A 17,394-nucleotide genomic window follows, 5' to 3' on the forward strand; every position below is an offset into this window, starting at 1 on the left:
AGTAAAATTGTTTAAACAAAACAGAGCATGAAGAAACTCATTTTTTCAAACCCTGAACTATAAGCTAATTACTCTATGTTTGGCGAGCATCAATGTAAGATTCGTTGATCGCCTGGCAACGTATCAATATGCAGCGGCGCAAAATGGCGCGGCTTATTGCCTGGAAAGTCAAGGCTCGCCCAAGGCCCAGCCAATATTGGCGCACCGCACAACCACGCCACTAATGCCTGCCGAAACCCCGCTAAAAAGCTTTCTCGTTCAGGTGTTTCACCCATAAAAAACGAAAACCCTGCGTACATACCGGCAGCATACTCCTGCCAACCTGAATAGTGGCTGGCAGCCAGCAAATAAGCCCGATCAAGCACCACGGCAAACGCTTGTTTATCTAGCCACCCCAATTGACGTGCCGCAATGGCTAAGTCCACCAACTGAGCAATATCCCAAGCAGCCATGTCTACGTCATTACAGCTGTCTTCATTGTCCCGAACACGACGTAATCGCAGCAAATGATGGCGCTCCTCTTCAGCACAATCACCCGACTCGATAATCGCTATTTCCGATGCCAGTCGTTGTTCATTAAGCGTGTAGGGGGCGTAATTAATCTGGTACTCCTGCCGGTCCCCCGCCTCCAGCATAAAGGTTAAGAACTCCTGCATGTCGTCAGCACTGCTCAGGTGATAATGGCTTTCCACCCACTCACGAATGTCCGCACACTCACGTGGGCTCTCAAGCTGAGGCTCACTCCATACCGCGCTATTGAGCGGCCCTACCAGCGACATCGCAGTAAAATGGCTTAACGTGGGACGTTCACCGGGTTCACACCACGCATCAGGGCGCCAATCTAACCAATGAAACAGGCTGCCTGGGTCTTCCAGATGCCAGGCGATTTCGTTAATAAGCGAATCGTGCTCTGGCTCAGGCAGGCAACTTTCCCAAGCAAACCATGCCTCTAGCAGACGCTTGGGCGTCGCGTAAAAGCGGCACAGGCAGCTACGCAAGGCGCTTGCATACGCCATCAGCGGCTCGCGCTCAAACAAGCTGCTATCCAGCGCCATATGCAGGTAAAACGCGAACTTCTCCGCCATGTGAATAGTGGCGGCATGGCGGCTAACCCCTTTTACCGCATTACGCTGCTTTAGCTCATCAGGCGTAGGTTGGCCAAAAGATGTCTGTGACGGCGGCATAACGCCGTGCACGGCATCTGCGGCAAGCTGATTAAGATGGTGCGCCTGGGCAGGTAACCAATAGCGAGCCAATGCTTGGTGGCCTTCATCCGCATGAAGCCCTAATGAATCCTGGAGATATAACGCCGCATCCGCACGACGCTGCTCTGCAATAGGAGCGGAGGGGTTGAGCTGGCGCAGCATGACATCAGGCTCGCGTACGCCTGCCAATGCCAGCAGCCAATGGTGCGGCGTATTGCGCCACTGGTTAATCCGCTGGCGTGACGCACTGCGGGTAGCGTCATCCAGCAGAGCGCTTAGCGGATGCTTCCAAGGGCTATGAGGTGCATGCATGAGAAACTTATGTCGAGCACTGGGCGTCATGCCACGCCGATCTACTCCCTCAAATAGACTTTGGCCACGCATGTAGGCTTTCAATATGGCATGCCAATCATGGTAGCGGTGGCCGATCAAGTCCGCGGCATGTCCCGCTAAATCATCAGCCTCTTCCTGGCTTAACCAGCCACAGCAAGCCCCTGCCCAGGCAAGTTCCACCACCCGCAGCCAATCCCAGGCAGCCCACTCTAACGGTTCACCTTGATTGATAAAGGTGACCAGCACCGGTGCGTAAGGCGCATCATTGATGGCCCCTCGCTGCCACTCCTGACGCTGAGCATTATCCATCGTCAAAAGTTCACGTGCTTCTATGTCCCAACGCTGACGCTCACCCTGGGCACTTAACCAAAGCATTACCTCTAATAATTGCTCACGGTCATGCACTTGCCAAATTCGAGCAAGCCATTGATCGGCATCGGGCCAATCCGCAGCACTAGCGGGGTAGCTAAGCACAGGGCGAAATAGAGCACATAGCCGCCACGGCTGAGCCGCGGGGCTTTGCGGCCACAGCGAAGATGGTGCAGGCAACGTCGCTAGTGCTTCCTCAAGGACTTCCCAAGTGACCCCTTCGCCTTCGCTTTCTAGGCCAGCTAACGCCTGGCAAGCATCAATGAACCGATCATCCGCCCCTGTTTCCCAGCCCTTTGCCCCCAATGCACGACGGAGGTCAGTCAGCCAGGCGCGGAGGTCACTATACTCCGACGTAATACGTCGTGTTAGGTGATGCGCCCACGTGTACGCCTGAGCCTGAGTCAGCCAGCCAGCCCCCCCCGCCAGGGCCGCCCACTCTAATGCCCCTAACAATCGGTCAGCGTCACCAGCGGGCGCATCCAAGGCGAAAACAAGCTGATCGGCCAGCTCTCCACGGTGGATAATGCCCAACTGGAGCAGGCGTTGTTCTGCTGCAACGGCATCCACTGACAATGGATGAGGCGTGAACGCCCAATCACACAGAACAAGCTGTTGAGCCCACCAGGCATTTAGTGCGTCGGCCAAAAGACACCTCGAAAAAACATAACGCTATCAACAAAAACGAAACAAGATGAAGCAGCCTTAATTAAAGGTCGCTACAAAAGTGGCATCGTTAAGATGACATAGTGTAACGGAAAGTGGCGCTAAGACCGATAGAGAAGAGAAGTTAAAACGAGGGGCTAAAACAGTGAAAGTAAAACAGTGAGAGTAAAAACAACACCGCCCGGCACAAGGCCGGGCAGCAACTGATGCTCTGGGATGGCAGCGCTAAGCGCTTTTGACTTTACTAATTACCCACAACAACACAACAGCGCCAACGGTTGCCGTTACCAGCGAGCCGATAAAGCCGCCCGCTTGCAAACCTAGCAGGCTGAACAAAAAACCGCCCAGCAATGCGCCAACAACACCGACACCGATATTACCTAAAATACCAAAACCACCGCCACGCATGATGTTGCCAGCGATCCAGCCAGCCAAACCACCAATAATTAACCACGCAATAAAGCTCATAGTGCCTCCTTGGTTTTCACTGTGCTCAGGGTTTTACCTTTAACCTATGCTTGTCCTACCATAGCACACGGCGCTACTGTTTCGCCCACTTGATGCCACTTCCCCATTAGGAAACGTTATGATCCCAGACTCCCTCAAGCAGCTGCTTAGCAATATTGATGGCCAGCAACAAACTACCTGGGAAGGGCGCGAAGTAGCGCTATTCAAGATGGCCTGGGGGGAAATGGCAATCAGTTTGCAGGGTGCTCAAGTACTGCATTTCCAACCTGCAGATGACAGCAATTGGCTTTGGGTAACGCCCACGCCTCAGGCGCTGCCCAGCGCGATTCGTGGCGGCATACCACTGTGCTGGCCCTGGTTTGCCGACGACCGTTATGCCGATGAAAGCCCTGATCGTAACGGTCCTTTTCACGGCCTTGCTCGCCACGCCCATTGGCACCTGGATGCGGTTGACGATCACGCCGAAGGCATTGAGGTTCACCTCTCCCCTGTTGAACGCCTGCATAGCCAGCTAACCGCACGAGTGGTCATTCAGGCCAACGCCCAGCGCTTAAACGTTGAGTTAATTAGCGAAAACATTGGCGATGCGCCGATCAAAACCAGTGGCGCGCTGCATACTTATCTAGCAGTGAGTGATACCCACCAATGCCGTTTGGAAGGGCTGACTGGCGCACGCTACCTAGACAAGCTGCGCGACTTTGCCGAGGACCAACAGCAAGGCACACTAGCCATTCGTGGTGCAGTCGATCGCATCTATCACACCAATGAAGCCGTGTTGTTAAATGACGGACAACGCACTCTGCGCATTGCCAAACAGTCCAGTGACTCCACCGTGGTATGGCACCCTGGCAACGAGCTACCAAATGATACGCCCTCTGACGTAGCGCGCCATTTTCTCTGTGTCGAAGCCGCCAACACCCGCTTGGATCCTGTATGGCTAGTACCTGGAGCCCAGCACCTGTTAGGTACGACATTAAGCCGCGGTTAGCCTTTGGTTGATTAATAACTTGGTATTGTACGCATCACATGGCTTTAATAAGGAGCTTACATGAACCCTCAAGACATGCTTGAGGCGGCCACGCTTGTGTTTAACCTAATTGGCATGGTGGTGTGCCTGGTGGGGCTTACCCTTGCACAAAAGATGTCTCGGCGATGGCCTGGTTATGTTATTGCGGTCATCGGCTTTCAAATTGCGACGATGCCGTTGTTTTATCAACTGGTTCTTATGTTGCGTCAATAGCCCGTCGCCCTGGCTCGTGTCGCTTCATACCCTGTCATTCTCAAGAGACATGCTTTATGCGCCAGCCATTAAGCCGCGAACTTAGCAATCTATTAGAGCGAGGCCGTGATCGGCAATTGCGGCTGGCCGTAACGGGGCTATCCCAAGCAGGAAAAACGGCGTTTTTAACATCGTTGGTCAACCAGCTACGCCACGCAGGGGTGGAAGCTCAATTAGATTTACTGCCGGCTGCCCGTGAGGGACGACTGCTAGGCGCCCAACGCCTGAACCAACCCGACCTTGGCATACCACGGTTTCCCTACGACCCCGGCATGGCGGCGCTGCGTGATACCCCACCCCGCTGGCCAGAACCCACCCGCGGCATTAGCGAACTGCGCTTACAGCTACGCTACCGCCCTGCCCAACAAGGTTGGTTTACCCCAGACATTGCCCACGTAACCCTCGACTTGTTCGACTACCCCGGCGAGTGGCTGCTGGATTTACCCCTTCTGCAGCATACGTTTTACAGTTGGTGCCAGTCTCAGCAAGCAGGAGCGCACCGGCAAGCACTTTTTAGCGAATGGTTGGCTGAAGTAGAACGCCTAGACCCCGCCGCTGAAGCCGATGAAGCCAAGCTGGCAGCCCTTGCCGATGCCTATGCCAAGGGCCTGCGCCGAGCCAAACAGGCCGGCTTTTCCGATCTTCAACCGGGGCGTTTTTTGCTTCCAGGTGAGCTAGACGGCGCGCCGGTTCTGCAGTTTTTTCCGCTGCCTGAATTGAAAGCGCCAAAAGAGACCTTGGAAGCACTACCCGACACCAGTATTTACGCCACCTTGGCAGCACGCTTTCGCTACTACCAACAGCAGGTGGTACGGCCCTTTTATCGTGACCACTTTCGCCGCTTTGATCGCCAAATTGTATTGGTGGATGTGCTCGGCGCGCTTAATGCAGGGCCGGAACGCTTTGAAGACCTTTCCAGCGCCCTACGCCAGTTGATGCAAAGCTTTGATTACGGGAAACGTAGCCTACTCACGCGTCTATTTGCGCCAAAAATTGACCGTCTCGCCATCGCCGCGACGAAAGCCGACCACGTAACGCCTGACCAGCACGGCAATGTTGTGCAGCTGCTGGAGGCGTTGCTTGCTGAGCCGCTTAAAGACCTACGCTTTGCCGACATTCCGGTGAAGGCATTGTCACTAGCCGCCATACGCGCCACCGATGCCAGGGAAATACTCCACGAAGGGAAGCGCACGCCCGCGCTAAAAGGCACTACCCTTGAAGGCGAAGACGTACTGGTCTACCCAGGAGACGTGCCCAACCGCCTACCAAAACCCGACTTTTGGCAGCAGCAGGGCTTCGATTTCCCCAGCTTTCGCCCGATGCCCGTTGACAGCGAAGCGCTTTCACACATCCGCATGGACGCTGCTATCGACTGGCTGATTGGAGATAAACTGATATGAGCAACCCTCAGCCACGCCGAGATTTCCAGGCGGATGAATCCGTCCCCACGTCAGAGCCACTACGGCAGCGTGAGAGCTTTGCCGCGACTGAATCGCATCAGCCCCTAACTACCCAGGCAGAAGTAAAAGCGCTTCCGGATGAGAGTCTGGGCAGGCCACGCAAGCGGCGCTGGGGGTTACTGTTTGCCTTCGCAGGTGGCGCTACCTTAGGCACCGTAGAGCTTGCCACCGGCATTCCAGAAGCGCTTACCCAATCGCAATGGATGTCGATGGCTTGGCAACTGTTTGGGATCAGTCTGATTGGGTTGGGCGGCATCTCATTACTAAAGGAGCTGGTTCGGTTACGCCGTTTAAAGCGCCACGACCAACTACGTCGTGACTTAGCCGAACTGCCACAACGCTCTACCAAACAAGCCCAATCCATGGCAGAGCAGCTGAAGCGCCAACTAAAACTGAGTGATGACGACCCGCATTGGCTGGCGTTCCAACGGGCTTGCCAACCACACCACAGCGGTGAAGAGATACAGACATTACTGCGTTACCACTTGCTGGTGCCCCGCGACCGCGAAGCCCAGCGCCTAATTACCCGTATGTCCGGCGAAACCGCCATTATGGTGGCTATCAGCCCGCTGACGTTAGTGGATATGGCGCTGGTGGCCTGGCGTAGCCTCGCCATGGTCGACAGACTCTGTCGACTTTATGGATTGGAGCTAGGCTATGCCAGTCGCTTGCGGCTTTTTCGCAATGTGCTGCACAACATGGCCTTTGCCGGTGCCAGCGAACTGGCCACCGATGCCAGCATGGATATGCTCTCACTTGACTTGGCAGGCAGGCTTTCCGCTCGCGCAGGTCAGGGCTTGGCCACCGGCCTATTGAGCGCCCGTTTAGGACTACGCGCTCAGCGCCTATGCCGCCCTGTTGCCTTTACCCCAGAAGAACAGCCCAAGCTGGCCGATCTCCGCCAAGACCTGTGGCGGCAAATCAAACGGCTGGATAAAGACACTGCCTCCGCCACGCGTCCTCAAAAGTAAGCGGATTTCGTAAGCAACGCCCCCTCCCAAAAAGTAGCGCTGAATGCCTTTGTGGGAGGCCAACCTATTTACGCCAAGCGCTGTTCAGTCTCGGCATCAAACAGCACAGCGCGGGCCATATCGACGCGTAGTGACAAGCGTTCGCCTGGCGAAATTGCGCATTTAGGCCCTACCCTGGCAGTGATTTCCTGCTCGCCCAGCGGTAGGCGCAGCAGGATATCGGCACCGGTAGGCTCAACGACGCTTACCTTGGCCTCCATTAACGTCCCTTCCGCCTGCTCACTCAGCCGCACATCCTCTTCGCTGAAGTGTTCTGGCCGCAGCCCGAGAATAATCGGCTTATTCAGCTGTTCCACGAGCCCTGCTGCGTTGCGTTCAGAGGGCCATGGCAGCAGGACATCGTCTTCGTCAGGGGTGGCGATACGCAGTGCATAACCACCGACCGCCGTTTCCAACGTCGCGTGAATAAAGTTCATCGATGGTGAGCCCATAAAGCCCGCGACGAACATATCGACTGGGTTGTTATAGACCTCATCGGGACTGCCAAGCTGAAGAATATGACCATCGCGCATGACGGCAATACAGTCAGCCAGGGTCATTGCTTCAACTTGGTCATGGGTGACGTAAACAATCGTGGTGCCTAAGCGCTGGTGGAGCTTTTTAATCTCGGTGCGCATATCTACCCGTAGTTTTGCGTCCAGGTTTGATAGCGGCTCGTCAAATAGATACACCTTGGGTTCACGGGCCAACGCCCGCCCCATGGCCACCCGCTGGCGCTGACCACCGGAGAGCTGGGCTGGCTTACGTTCCAGCAGGTGGGAAATTTGCAGCAGGTCGGCCACGCGCTCTACGGCAGCGACACGCTCAGCTTTGGGCACCTTGCGCATTTCCAGGCCAAAGCTGATGTTTTGCCGCACGGTCATGCTGGGATAAAGCGCGTAGGACTGAAACACCATGGCAATATCCCGCTCAGCAGGTGTGCGCCAAGTGACGTCTTCGCCGTCGATATAGATATTGCCGCTAGTCACCGGCTCCAGCCCGGCGATGGCATTCATCAGCGTGGATTTACCACAGCCAGATGGCCCCACCAAAATCAGGAACTCACCGGAGTCAATCGAAATGCTGACATCTTTCAGCACCCGCTCGCTGCCGAACTCTTTGCGCACGTTGTGAATTTCTAACGCTGCCATAATGAAAATCCCATTGTAAAGCGACTGACAAACTCCACTTAGTTGGATCGGTCAAAAGCAGCCCGTAGCGGGGGTCTTTCGCCATGGATGGCGAAAGTAGCGCCCATGGATGGGTTCACAGCGCCCCCGCCGAGGGCTGCTTCTGACCGTCTAGAAATGGTTGCTGCCATTCACTTAGTTGTTATTAGCCTTTTACGGAGCCTGCCGTCAGCCCGCGCACGAAATACTTTCCGGCCAGCACATACACCACCAGCGTTGGCAGTGCTGCAATCATTGCGGCGGCCATATCGACGTTGTACTCACGCACACCAGTGGACGTATTCACCAGATTGTTGAGCGCCACCGTCACCGGCTGGGTGTTGTGGGCCGAGAATGCCACGCCGAACAGAAAGTCGTTCCAAATCTGGGTGAACTGCCAAATCACCGACACCACAATAATCGGCGCGGAAACCGGCAATAAAATGCGCCAGAAAATACGGAAAAACCCCGCGCCATCCAACTTCGCCGCCGAGACTAGCTCGTTAGGAACCCCGACATAAAAATTGCGGAAAAACAGCGTAGTGAAGGCGATGCCAAAGACCACATGAACCAAAATCAACCCTGCACGTGAGCTAGACAGTCCCAGCCAGCCCAGGGTTTGTGCCATCGGTAGCAGCACCACCTGAAACGGGATAAAGCAGCCAAACAGCATCAGCGCGAAGACCAACTCAGAGCCTTTAAAGCGCCATTTGGTCAACGCATAGCCGTTTAGCGCTCCAACCGTGGTGGAAATCAGCACCGCAGGAATCACAATCGCAAAGGAGTTCCAAAAATAGCCACCTACCCCTTCACAGCGCATACCGGTACACGCTTCTCCCCAGGCCTTCGTCCAGGGTTCAAGGGTTGGATTTTGCGGCAGTGACAGCAGCGTTCCCGCGCTGATTTCACTCAACGGCTTGATAGAGGTCATCAGCATGACGATCAGCGGCAAGGCATAAAACAGTCCCGCCACAATAAGTACGCCATAAAGCACGACACGCAAAAGCCGTGCGGCGGGCGTTTGCCGACGAATCACGTTAGCCATGTTTACGGCTCCTTAGTTCGGAATAGAGGTAAGGAATCAAAATAGCCAGAACGCCGCCGAGCATTAACATGGCGCTGGCGGAGCCAAGCCCAATCTGGGCACGGTTAAAGGCATGGGTGTACATAAAGGTGGCCGGTAGGTCGGTGGCGTAGCCAGGCCCGCCGCCGGTTAACGCTACCACTAAGTCAAAGCTCTTAATCGCAATATGGGCCAGAATCATCACCGCGCTGAACACTACCGGGCGCAGGCAAGGCATCACTACTCGCCAGTAAATGCGCGGTAGGCTAGCACCGTCTAACTGAGCCGCTTTGACGATGCTGTCATCGATACCCCGAAGCCCCGCCAAAAAGAGCGCCATCACAAAGCCAGATGCCTGCCAAACCGCAGCAATCACCAGGGTATAAATCGCCATATCCGGGTTAACGATCCAGTCAAAGCGAAACGACTCAAATCCCCAGCTTTGCACCATCGCCTGGATGCCCAACTGCGGGTTGAGTAGCCACTTCCACACCACACCGGTGACGATAAACGACAGCGCCATGGGGTAGAGATAAATCGTGCGCAACGCACCCTCTTGGCGAATTTTTTGATCCAATAAAATTGCCAGCAGTGCGCCAATCACCAGGCAAATCGCAATAAACAGCACGCCAAATACCATCAGATTGGTAGAGGCTACCCACCAGCGTTCGTTGGCCATCAGCCGCGCATACTGTCCAAAACCAACAAAGTCATAGCTTGGTAGCATGCGTGAGCTGGTTAGAGAGAGCACAAAGGTCCACAGCATAAAGCCGTAAACAAAAAACAGAGACACCGCTACAGAAGGGGCAAGCACCAAGCGTGGCAGCCAGGCTTGCAGCCAGCCAGACGCCGTCGGCTGCACGGCTGTGCGCGTCGTGGGTTCACTCATGAGATAGTTCCTCGCCAGTCAAGCTTGCGCCGCCGTTGCAGCGGCGCTTATTACGTCACTTGCAATAAGTACGCAGTGGCTTAAAAAGAGGCAGTTTCAGCCGCACTCACCAACCGTCGAGCGGCTTCTTCGGCAGGCATATTGGTATCGTTAAAGTAGTTCGTCACGACATCAAAGATTGCTCCCTGAACATCCGCGCGTACCGCCATCCCGTGAGCCATACTGGGGACTAAACCACCTTCATCAGCGGAGCGCTGAAAGTCAGCAAGCGACTGCTGGGCACAGCGGTCGAACTCACTCATATCTAGATCGGGCCGCGCAGGAATGGAGCCTTTGGCGAGGTTAAAGGCTTCCTGAAAAGTCGGCTCTAACACTAAGCGCGCCAGGGTTTGCTGGGCATCACGTTCAGCATCGTCGGTAACACGGAACATTGCCAGGCTGTCGATATTAAACGTAAAGGCGTCTTCAGTACCGGGGGCGGCAGCACACAGATAGTCTTCACCAGCGGTAAGGCCTGCGGCGGTGAACTCCCCTTTAGCCCAGTCACCCATTAGCTGAAAACCTGCGACACCTTCAATCACCATCGCGGTGGCAATGTTCCAGTCGCGGCCTGACATGCCTTGATCCATCAGCTCGCGCAGACGCTTAAAATCTTCAAGTGCCGTAATCATCTGCTCCCCACCCAGGGCTTCAGGGTCTAGCTCCACCAGAGCCTGCTGGTAAAACTCGGTGCCTTGACTGCCCAGCACGACACTTTCAAACACCGTCGCGTCTTGCCATGCTTGGCCGCCATGGGCTAACGGCACAAAACCAGCTTCGCGAATGGCTTCACCGGCGGTAAATAGCTCTTCAAGCGTGGTAGGCATCTCAACGCCTGCCGCGTCTAGCACGTCAGGATTGGCCCACAGCCAATTAACTCGGTGAACGTTCGCTGGTACGGCAACGTACTGGCCGTCGTAACGCATAATATCGGCAACAATCTCAGGCAGCAGGTCGTTCCAGTCTTCAGCAGTGGCGACGTCGTCTAAATCACCCAACAGGCCAAGTTCGCCCCACTCTTGAATTTCAGGGCCTTTAATTTGCGCGGCGGAAGGCGGGTTGCCAGACATTGCACGAGATTTAAGTACCGTCATGGCGGTTTCACCACCGCCACCAGCCACGGCAAAATCCTGCCAGCCATAGCCTTCAGCTTCCATTAATTCTTTGAGAACGTTTGCCGCGCGGGCTTCACCGCCGGATGTCCACCAGTGCAGTACTTCCACTTCGGTAGCTTGGGCGGCGCTGGCCGCCATGGTGGTACCAGCCACCAGAGCTAACGCGAGTGCGGATTTTTTAAATGTGGGGACGTTAAAAACGGGCATATTGGTAATCGGCATGAATAGCTCCTGCTGTTGTTATTGTGCTGTTGTTTTTGTGCTTATGAGATGTCGTTGCTGATGATCGATTGAACGACTCACAGCAGAGTACGCCACCCAGGCACACAACGGGAGTTACCGAGTCCTGCATAGTCTTGGCAATTTATTAATAGTGTTAGGGTTTTATTACAAGTCAGTAACACTTGTTTGGCGCGGTAGCGTTAACGTGGCCACCAACCCACCAGACAAGTGGTTAGATAAGACAATATCGCCCCCGTGGGCACGAGCAATATGCCTGGCGATGCCAAGCCCCAGACCGCTTCCACCAGTGTAACGGCTTCGGGAGGCTTCCAGACGCACAAAAGGTGAAAACACTCGGGAAAGCTGCGCATCAGGAATGCCGGGGCCATTATCATGAATGCGCAACGTCACAATCCCCGCCTGCTCTTCCAGCGTTACGGTTGCTTTCTGGCCATAAAACACTGCGTTTTCAAGCAGGTTTGCCAAGCAGCGCTTCAGTGCCAGTGGCTTAACGGTCAGTGGTAACACAGTGCCATAGAGTGACACTTCGCCCCCGTGCAAACGCAGCCCTTCGGCAATTTCCAACAGCAGCGCGTTAAGATCCGTGGGCTGCGGATCTTCATGCAGGTCCAGTCCTTTTACCGAGGCCAGTGCGCCTTTGACCAGCTCACTCAACTCATCAAGCGAGGCACAAAAACGTTCGCGCTGAGCGGGGTCATCGAGCATTTCAGCCCGCAGTCGCAACCGTGTAATGGGGGTTTTAAGATCATGAGAAATCGCCGAAAACAGCCGCTCGCGCTCATCAATCTGTTCGCGAATACGCCGCTGCATACGATTAAAGGCTGCCGCGGTGGCGGCCACTTCTTTAGGGCCGCTCTCTTTGAGTGGCGGACTATCCAAGTCATCGCCCAGCTGGCGTGCCGCTTTTGAAAGCCGCGCCAACGGGCGAGTCACACTGGTAATGCCCAGTAGGGAAAGCGCTAACACGCTGAGCAGCACCAACACGCCAACTAATAAACGCTCTTCAGAAAGCCAGCGATAGCCGCTAAAAATATCTGGCACGCCAAGCAGTGTGGCCACGTAAAGCCAAGTATCGGGGGCTAGCTCCAGTTGCACCACTAAGATAGGTGGAGACAGTGGCTCCATTAACAAACTGTGCTGCCCCCATCGGGGTGGTAAATCATAAAGCAGCACTTCGTTATTAAAGACGCGCAAGGTTTCCGGGCGGGAAAACTCCACCACCACATCATCAATGGAGAGTTGTTGGGTCAAAATAGAGCGCACATTGTCTACCACCACCTCTTTTTCTGGGCCGCTGCCAATATCTTCGACTGGAATGCGCCGCTCATTCACGCTGACAAAAAAGCGCGTGCCGCCCATGCTACGTAGCTGATCTAGCACAATATGGCGGTAATCTACTGGCAGCGAACGGAAAAATCGCATGGTTGAGGCAATACTGAAGGCCATGTTGCTGGACAGCTCATCTAACTGTTCAAGCTGACTGGCCCGCACCTGGGAAGTCCACAGCGCATAGCTGGCCGCTTGAGCGGCCAGAACGCCCGCAATCATAATAATCACAAAGCGCCCGCGTAGACTGCTGGGTAACCAACGTGCGAGCTTGCGCTTTACGCCTTTCACGAAGTGGGTTCAACCTTGGCGGTCAGCACATAGCCAGCCCCGCGCACAGTACGAATCAGTTGAGAGTGCTGCGCATCCTCCCCCAACCGCTGGCGCAAGCGGCACACATGTACGTCAATCGAGCGATCCAGCGGTGGTGCTTCACGACCGCGGGTCAATGTGTAGAGATCGTCGCGGGTAATGACCGTGGCAGGCCGCTCCAGAAACACCTGCAGTAGTTGAAAATCTGCGCCGGAAAGTGCGGTCCGAATACCTTCCCGGTCAATCAGTTCGCGGGTCATGCGGTCAAGTTGCCAGTCACCAAACCTCACCCAGCGAGCCTCTTGGGCTGTCGCGACAGTTGCTGCAGGACGGGCTCGGCGCAGCACCGCTTTAATCCGCGCCAGCAGCTCGCGAGGATTAAAGGGCTTAGCGATATAGTCGTCAGCACCCAATTCGAGTCCCAAAACACGGTCAGTATCATCGGCACTGGCGGTGAGCATAATAATCGGTATGTCGCTGGTTTTGCGCAGTTCTCGGCAGATGGTAAAACCGTCATCCCCCGGCATCATAACGTCAACAATCAACAAGTCTGGCGTTTGCTTGGCCAGTTGCTGATACAGCGAATCCGCCCCGTCGGCGGTCAGCACTTGATAACCGTGACGCCCTAAATAGTCTGCCAGTAGTTCGCGAATTTCCAAGTCGTCATCAACGACCATCAAGGTAGCAGGCGTGGTAGTCATGGTAGCAAAGCGCCCCTAGGTTATTATCACTCGTTATTATCGTTGTCGGGGCTAGATGATGGTGGAGTGGCCGCGCTATCGCAAGCGGCCATCGACCAAGGTTGCAGCGCGAAGCGTTTGTTACAGCCCAAAGCGCTGTTTCAGCCACTCGGCAACGGCGGCTTCGCCATGGTGGCCGATACGTTCAGCCCCCTTTATACGATCAAATAGCGCCGGGTGGGCATTGGCCATTACCTGAGCCTCCCCTGCCAGGTTAAGCATTTCGGTATCGTTCAGGTTATCGCCAAAGGCCAAACACTCTGCCGGTGTCAGCTTTAACGTTTCCAGCAGCGCCGTTAAGGCCGCGCCTTTATTGACGCCACCGGCCATGATTTCCAGAGCATCCGTGGTGGAGTAAGTAATATGTAAACTCTGCCCACATGCTTGATGGGCCTGCGCTTCCAGTTGCGCTAATGAATCTGGGTCGCCCAGATAGAGCACTTTACCAACACCCTTGGCATCCATCTCTTCCGGCGGCACGACCTCGTAAGTAAAGCCAGTCGATGCATGCAATGACAGTAGATGTGGTGCCTCGGCATCGACATGCCAACCGTTTTCACGGTAAAGGCTGAGCCGCACCTGGGGCGGGCGCGGCAGCTGAATAAGTGTTTCGGCATGGGCTGGTTCAAGATGCGTCGCGCTCAACAGCGTGCCAGCGGGGTCGTGAGTATACGCCCCGTTGGTACTGATCAAATGGATCGGGATATCCAACTGATCGCGAAACACCCGCATATCGTTATAGTGACGGCCAGAAGCCAGCGCGACATGATGACCTTGCGTTACGAGAGCCCGAAGTACCTCTATGGTGCTTTCGTGCAGCCGATGGTCGCTGCCTAACAGCGTACCGTCAAGGTCGGAAACGATAAGGCGTGATGTCATGGTGCACTCCTGATGATAGAGCTTCTCAGCTTATCCGATTACGCTTGCCGCTCCCAGCCGGATTAAAGACACTCAAAGCCCTCTAAGGCAACGCCGCCTTGAAGGGCTCTCGCTACCTTCACGGCGGTTAATTTAGCGTCACGACACGGCTCTGCCGCTGACCGTTGGCACTGATACTGCGCAATAGCACTGTGTTTTCCACCTCGGGTTGCGCGTTGTCCTGATAGACCAGCCAGCTCGCTCCGTCATCCAAGGAGTATTCAATCGTCACTCCCGGCAGAGCGACATTGGCTTCTAGCCTACCCGCTTCGATTCGGGCCCCTGGCAACGGCAGACGATAAGCGATTCCATCGCGATCCAGCCGTGGCAGGACGTGCTGGCCAAGCAGGTTGGCAAAGCGCTGCCAGTCCTCGGTCAACGTCTCATGGTCGACGAAGGACGTCTCGCCACCGGCGAACGCCTGACCAGGTCGATAATCGAGCTCCCACTCGGCTCGGTGCCAAGCTCGCTCGGCTAACGCCAGCAGGCGTGGAAAGGTCATGTACTCCATCTGGGCTTCACTGCGCACCGTCTCCCCCCAGGCCTGGGCGGAAATTCCCCGAGCGCCCTGCCACCCCTCAACGCTTTCGGCACGGAAGGTGTCGCCATCTCGATCAACCGACGTCTCGGCATTTTGCGCCAGATTATCGGGGGCAAAGGAGAACACCTTGCGGGTATCGGTGAAACGCGTCGCCCAGTAGTAGCCCCGTTCGTGTGGATTGACTTCATAGGGCATGTCGAAGTAGAGATAATCTGGGCTCGAAAGAATCACCTCATAGCCCCGCGACTGCCACTCCGCCACCGACTGACTGCCGCCCCAAAACAGCGGGTCCCAGAAGTTGACCGCTACCTGCGGCGTAGCAAACTCTGCGGCGGACTCCACATGCTTAAGACCGTCCTGCCAGGCCGACATCCGAGCAATCCCGTAAGTATCGGCGAGCTGGCTGACCTGTATGGCAAAGCGGCTCGGTAACTCCTCAACAGAAGCGACTTCTCCACTGGCAATTTTCTGCTGGCAAATTGGTGACGCTTCCCAGGGATGGTGCTGGTCACGCTGGTCGATGGTTCCTCGCCAGTCGACCGCTTCTTCGGCATCGATATCCTGAAAACCATTACCCAGCAGGATATTTTTGGCTTCATCACCGCCAAAGTGCCAGTTAGCCAATTCCTGGCCTGCCTCTTGGTGCATCGATACCACTTCGCCCATTACCTTATCGACAAAGCGGTGCGTCGACTCAAGGCAGGGATTGAGGTAGCTACGGCGGTCATAGAGCTGAACCGACAGCGTGTTGGACGTGTCTTCGGGGTCGATTAATCGATACTCATTGGCTGCCACACTATCGCCCTCCTCCAGCAGCCGATGATGCCGCGCCTCCATAGCCACAACGGCGGCGCGAGCGTGAGCTGGCATATCGATCTCAGGCACTACCTGAATATGACGTGCCTCGGCATAGCGAACAATATCGATATAATCCTCTCGGGTGTAGAAACCGCTACCGGAGGTATCGGCCGCTGGCCCTGAGCCTAGCTGGGGCAACAGGCAGCGTGTTTCCGTCAGATCATGACAGCGCTTGCTGCCTACTTCGGTTAACTCCGCTAACCCTGGGATCTCCAGCCGCCATCCCTCATCATCGGTGAGATGGAAATGGAAACGATTGAGCTTGTAGGCGGCCATTTGGTCGAGCAAACGCAACACTGAGGCCTTGTCTTTGAAGTTCCGCGCCACGTCCAGCATGAAGCCGCGGTAGTCGTAACGCGGAGCATCATCAACATCCATCGCTGGCACTAGCCCTGTTTCATCCGTGGCCGCTATTAGCGACTGTACAGCGTAGAAAGCCCCAGCGGCGTCAAAGGCCAGAATATCGGCACCTGACTCATCGAGCTGCAGGCGATAGCCCCCTTCCCGTGCTAGTGCGTCATCGAGGGCGTCTGAATCAGAGACTAAACGAGCGCGAATCACCAGGCCGTTTTCACCTTGGCTGACGGGGATGTCGAGCCGTTCGAAGCGCTCCCCCAGTGCAGTTAGGCTGGCCTCGCTAAGCATTGGCATCACCAGGCTGACCCCTTCAGACAGATCGAGGGTGGTCTCTCCCAGGCGAGACGACCGTGGTGTCGGCAAAATGGCCCCTCGCAATGCGTCGGCTGCCAATGCAGTAGCTGCAGCGTTCCGCTCGAAGCGTGTCTCAGCTGTCATCACCACGTTGCGATCCTCCGGCGTGCGCATCAGCAACTCGCCTTCGGGTTCATCAACGAAGTTCGTCAGCACCTCGTCACGGGTATTATCGATAACCGCTGTTTCATCACCTACCGCTAGGTACCAGTTGGGCATCACATCGGTCATGAATAGCTGCCAGTACTCACCCACGATGGGAATTTCCAGGCTCTCGCCAGCACCCAGCCCAGTAAAGGCGTCATTAGGCTCAAGCCGATGAAGATCACCAGTGATGCGTGTCAGCGCCAGTCCAGGGTGATCCATCTGCAGCAGGCGGCGAATACTCGAGAAATACAATCCCCAGTCGCTCGCCTCAATGGCCTCATCCGAGGTGTTGGTCAAGAGAATTGTAGCGGTAAAACAGGCAGCATAATCCGCCCCGAGCTTCTGGCAGTCGATATCATGCGCCTGGGGTTGGTTGGCGGTTATCGTGTACTGCACATCCAACCGCTGTGCCAAGTCTTGGGCAGACGACGCGCCAAGCTGTGTGGCTTCACTGGCCTGGACAGCCGCCGAGTTGATTGCGATCCCGACAGCCAGTGCCGTTAGGACCTTCATTGTCGATGTTGTCATTGTTA

14 protein-coding genes are annotated in these 17,394 nt (G+C 55.5%); 4 read left to right on the plus strand and 10 right to left on the minus strand.

The genetic code is table 11. The features are described from left to right. Positions 1-89 precede the first annotated feature (89 nt). Together HZS79_RS07540 and HZS79_RS07545 are read right to left on the minus strand one after the other, a co-directional pair. A complete protein-coding gene (locus HZS79_RS07540) occupies positions 90-2,555 on the minus strand; it encodes a DUF1266 domain-containing protein (RefSeq protein WP_179927484.1) in 2,466 nt (821 codons plus the stop codon). Positions 2,556-2,798: 243 nt separating this feature from the next. Then, on the minus strand, positions 2,799-3,041 hold the full coding sequence (locus tag HZS79_RS07545) for a GlsB/YeaQ/YmgE family stress response membrane protein (protein WP_162218584.1): 243 nt from the start codon (positions 3,039-3,041) through the stop codon (positions 2,799-2,801). A gap of 118 nt (positions 3,042-3,159) precedes the next feature. Here HZS79_RS07545 and HZS79_RS07550 point away from each other — a divergent pair, with 118 nt between their 5' ends. The 4 genes from HZS79_RS07550 to HZS79_RS07565 are packed head-to-tail and all read left to right on the plus strand — an operon-like array spanning position 3,160 to position 6,751. After that, complete coding sequence (locus HZS79_RS07550; protein WP_162218585.1) at positions 3,160-4,029, plus strand: D-hexose-6-phosphate mutarotase; 870 nt, start codon at positions 3,160-3,162, stop codon at positions 4,027-4,029. 60 nt (positions 4,030-4,089) lie between these two features. Then, positions 4,090-4,281, plus strand: coding sequence for a hypothetical protein (locus HZS79_RS07555; RefSeq protein WP_162218586.1), 192 nt, complete (start codon positions 4,090-4,092; stop codon positions 4,279-4,281). Positions 4,282-4,337: 56 nt separating this feature from the next. Next, positions 4,338-5,720, plus strand: a complete 1,383-nt coding sequence (locus HZS79_RS07560; protein WP_179927485.1) for a YcjX family GTP-binding protein — start codon at positions 4,338-4,340, stop codon at positions 5,718-5,720. After that, complete coding sequence (locus HZS79_RS07565; protein WP_179927486.1) at positions 5,717-6,751, plus strand: YcjF family protein; 1,035 nt, start codon at positions 5,717-5,719, stop codon at positions 6,749-6,751. The genes HZS79_RS07560 and HZS79_RS07565 overlap by 4 nt, the downstream gene beginning before the upstream one ends. 68 nt (positions 6,752-6,819) lie before the next feature. Here the strand turns inward: HZS79_RS07565 and HZS79_RS07570 are convergent, their stop codons facing one another. The 8 genes from HZS79_RS07570 to HZS79_RS07605 all read right to left on the minus strand — a co-directional run bounded on the left by HZS79_RS07570 (position 6,820) and on the right by HZS79_RS07605 (position 17,389). Further along, on the minus strand, positions 6,820-7,941 hold the full coding sequence (locus HZS79_RS07570) for an ABC transporter ATP-binding protein (RefSeq protein WP_162218589.1): 1,122 nt from the start codon (positions 7,939-7,941) through the stop codon (positions 6,820-6,822). Between the two features lie 184 nt (positions 7,942-8,125). Beyond that, positions 8,126-9,004: a carbohydrate ABC transporter permease gene (locus tag HZS79_RS07575; RefSeq protein WP_162218590.1), complete on the minus strand. Its 879-nt coding sequence runs from the start codon at positions 9,002-9,004 to the stop codon at positions 8,126-8,128. After that, a complete protein-coding gene (locus HZS79_RS07580) occupies positions 8,997-9,911 on the minus strand; it encodes a carbohydrate ABC transporter permease (protein WP_162218591.1) in 915 nt (304 codons plus the stop codon). The genes HZS79_RS07575 and HZS79_RS07580 overlap by 8 nt, the downstream gene beginning before the upstream one ends. Before the next feature lie 80 nt (positions 9,912-9,991). Then, on the minus strand, positions 9,992-11,287 hold the full coding sequence (locus HZS79_RS07585; RefSeq protein ID WP_179927487.1) for an ABC transporter substrate-binding protein: 1,296 nt from the start codon (positions 11,285-11,287) through the stop codon (positions 9,992-9,994). 165 nt (positions 11,288-11,452) lie between these two features. Then, positions 11,453-12,925 carry an ATP-binding protein gene (locus tag HZS79_RS07590; RefSeq protein ID WP_162218593.1) on the minus strand — a complete coding sequence of 491 codons (1,473 nt, stop codon included), beginning with the start codon at positions 12,923-12,925 and terminating at the stop codon, positions 11,453-11,455. Continuing rightward, positions 12,922-13,647, minus strand: a complete 726-nt coding sequence (locus HZS79_RS07595) for a response regulator (protein ID WP_179927488.1) — start codon at positions 13,645-13,647, stop codon at positions 12,922-12,924. Before HZS79_RS07595 ends, HZS79_RS07590 begins: the two co-directional genes overlap by 4 nt. A gap of 120 nt (positions 13,648-13,767) precedes the next feature. Next, positions 13,768-14,565 carry an HAD family hydrolase gene (locus HZS79_RS07600; RefSeq protein WP_162218595.1) on the minus strand — a complete coding sequence of 266 codons (798 nt, stop codon included), beginning with the start codon at positions 14,563-14,565 and terminating at the stop codon, positions 13,768-13,770. Positions 14,566-14,692: 127 nt separating this feature from the next. Beyond that, the gene (locus tag HZS79_RS07605) at positions 14,693-17,389 is read right to left on the minus strand and encodes a beta-N-acetylhexosaminidase (protein ID WP_179927489.1); all 2,697 of its coding nucleotides are present in this window, start codon (positions 17,387-17,389) and stop codon (positions 14,693-14,695) included. Positions 17,390-17,394: the final 5 nt, after the last annotated feature.

Source organism: Vreelandella zhaodongensis (assembly GCF_013415115.1).
In the GTDB taxonomy this organism is placed as follows: Bacteria; Pseudomonadota; Gammaproteobacteria; order Pseudomonadales; family Halomonadaceae; genus Vreelandella; species Vreelandella zhaodongensis.

Excerpts from the sequence above, each read along its gene's own strand:
- HZS79_RS07545 (WP_162218584.1), bottom strand. The coding sequence starts at position 3,041 with ATGAGCTTTATTGCGTGGTTAATTATTGGTGGTTTGGCTGGCTGGATC.
- HZS79_RS07550 (WP_162218585.1), top strand. The coding sequence starts at position 3,160 with ATGATCCCAGACTCCCTCAAGCAGCTGCTTAGCAATATTGATGGCCAG.
- HZS79_RS07555 (WP_162218586.1), top strand. The coding sequence starts at position 4,090 with ATGAACCCTCAAGACATGCTTGAGGCGGCCACGCTTGTGTTTAACCTA.
- HZS79_RS07560 (WP_179927485.1), top strand. The coding sequence starts at position 4,338 with ATGCGCCAGCCATTAAGCCGCGAACTTAGCAATCTATTAGAGCGAGGC.
- HZS79_RS07565 (WP_179927486.1), top strand. The coding sequence starts at position 5,717 with ATGAGCAACCCTCAGCCACGCCGAGATTTCCAGGCGGATGAATCCGTC.
- HZS79_RS07570 (WP_162218589.1), bottom strand. The coding sequence starts at position 7,941 with ATGGCAGCGTTAGAAATTCACAACGTGCGCAAAGAGTTCGGCAGCGAG.
- HZS79_RS07575 (WP_162218590.1), bottom strand. The coding sequence starts at position 9,004 with ATGGCTAACGTGATTCGTCGGCAAACGCCCGCCGCACGGCTTTTGCGT.
- HZS79_RS07580 (WP_162218591.1), bottom strand. The coding sequence starts at position 9,911 with ATGAGTGAACCCACGACGCGCACAGCCGTGCAGCCGACGGCGTCTGGC.
- HZS79_RS07585 (WP_179927487.1), bottom strand. The coding sequence starts at position 11,287 with ATGCCGATTACCAATATGCCCGTTTTTAACGTCCCCACATTTAAAAAA.
- HZS79_RS07595 (WP_179927488.1), bottom strand. The coding sequence starts at position 13,647 with ATGACTACCACGCCTGCTACCTTGATGGTCGTTGATGACGACTTGGAA.
- HZS79_RS07600 (WP_162218595.1), bottom strand. The coding sequence starts at position 14,565 with ATGACATCACGCCTTATCGTTTCCGACCTTGACGGTACGCTGTTAGGC.
- HZS79_RS07605 (WP_179927489.1), bottom strand. The coding sequence starts at position 17,389 with ATGACAACATCGACAATGAAGGTCCTAACGGCACTGGCTGTCGGGATC.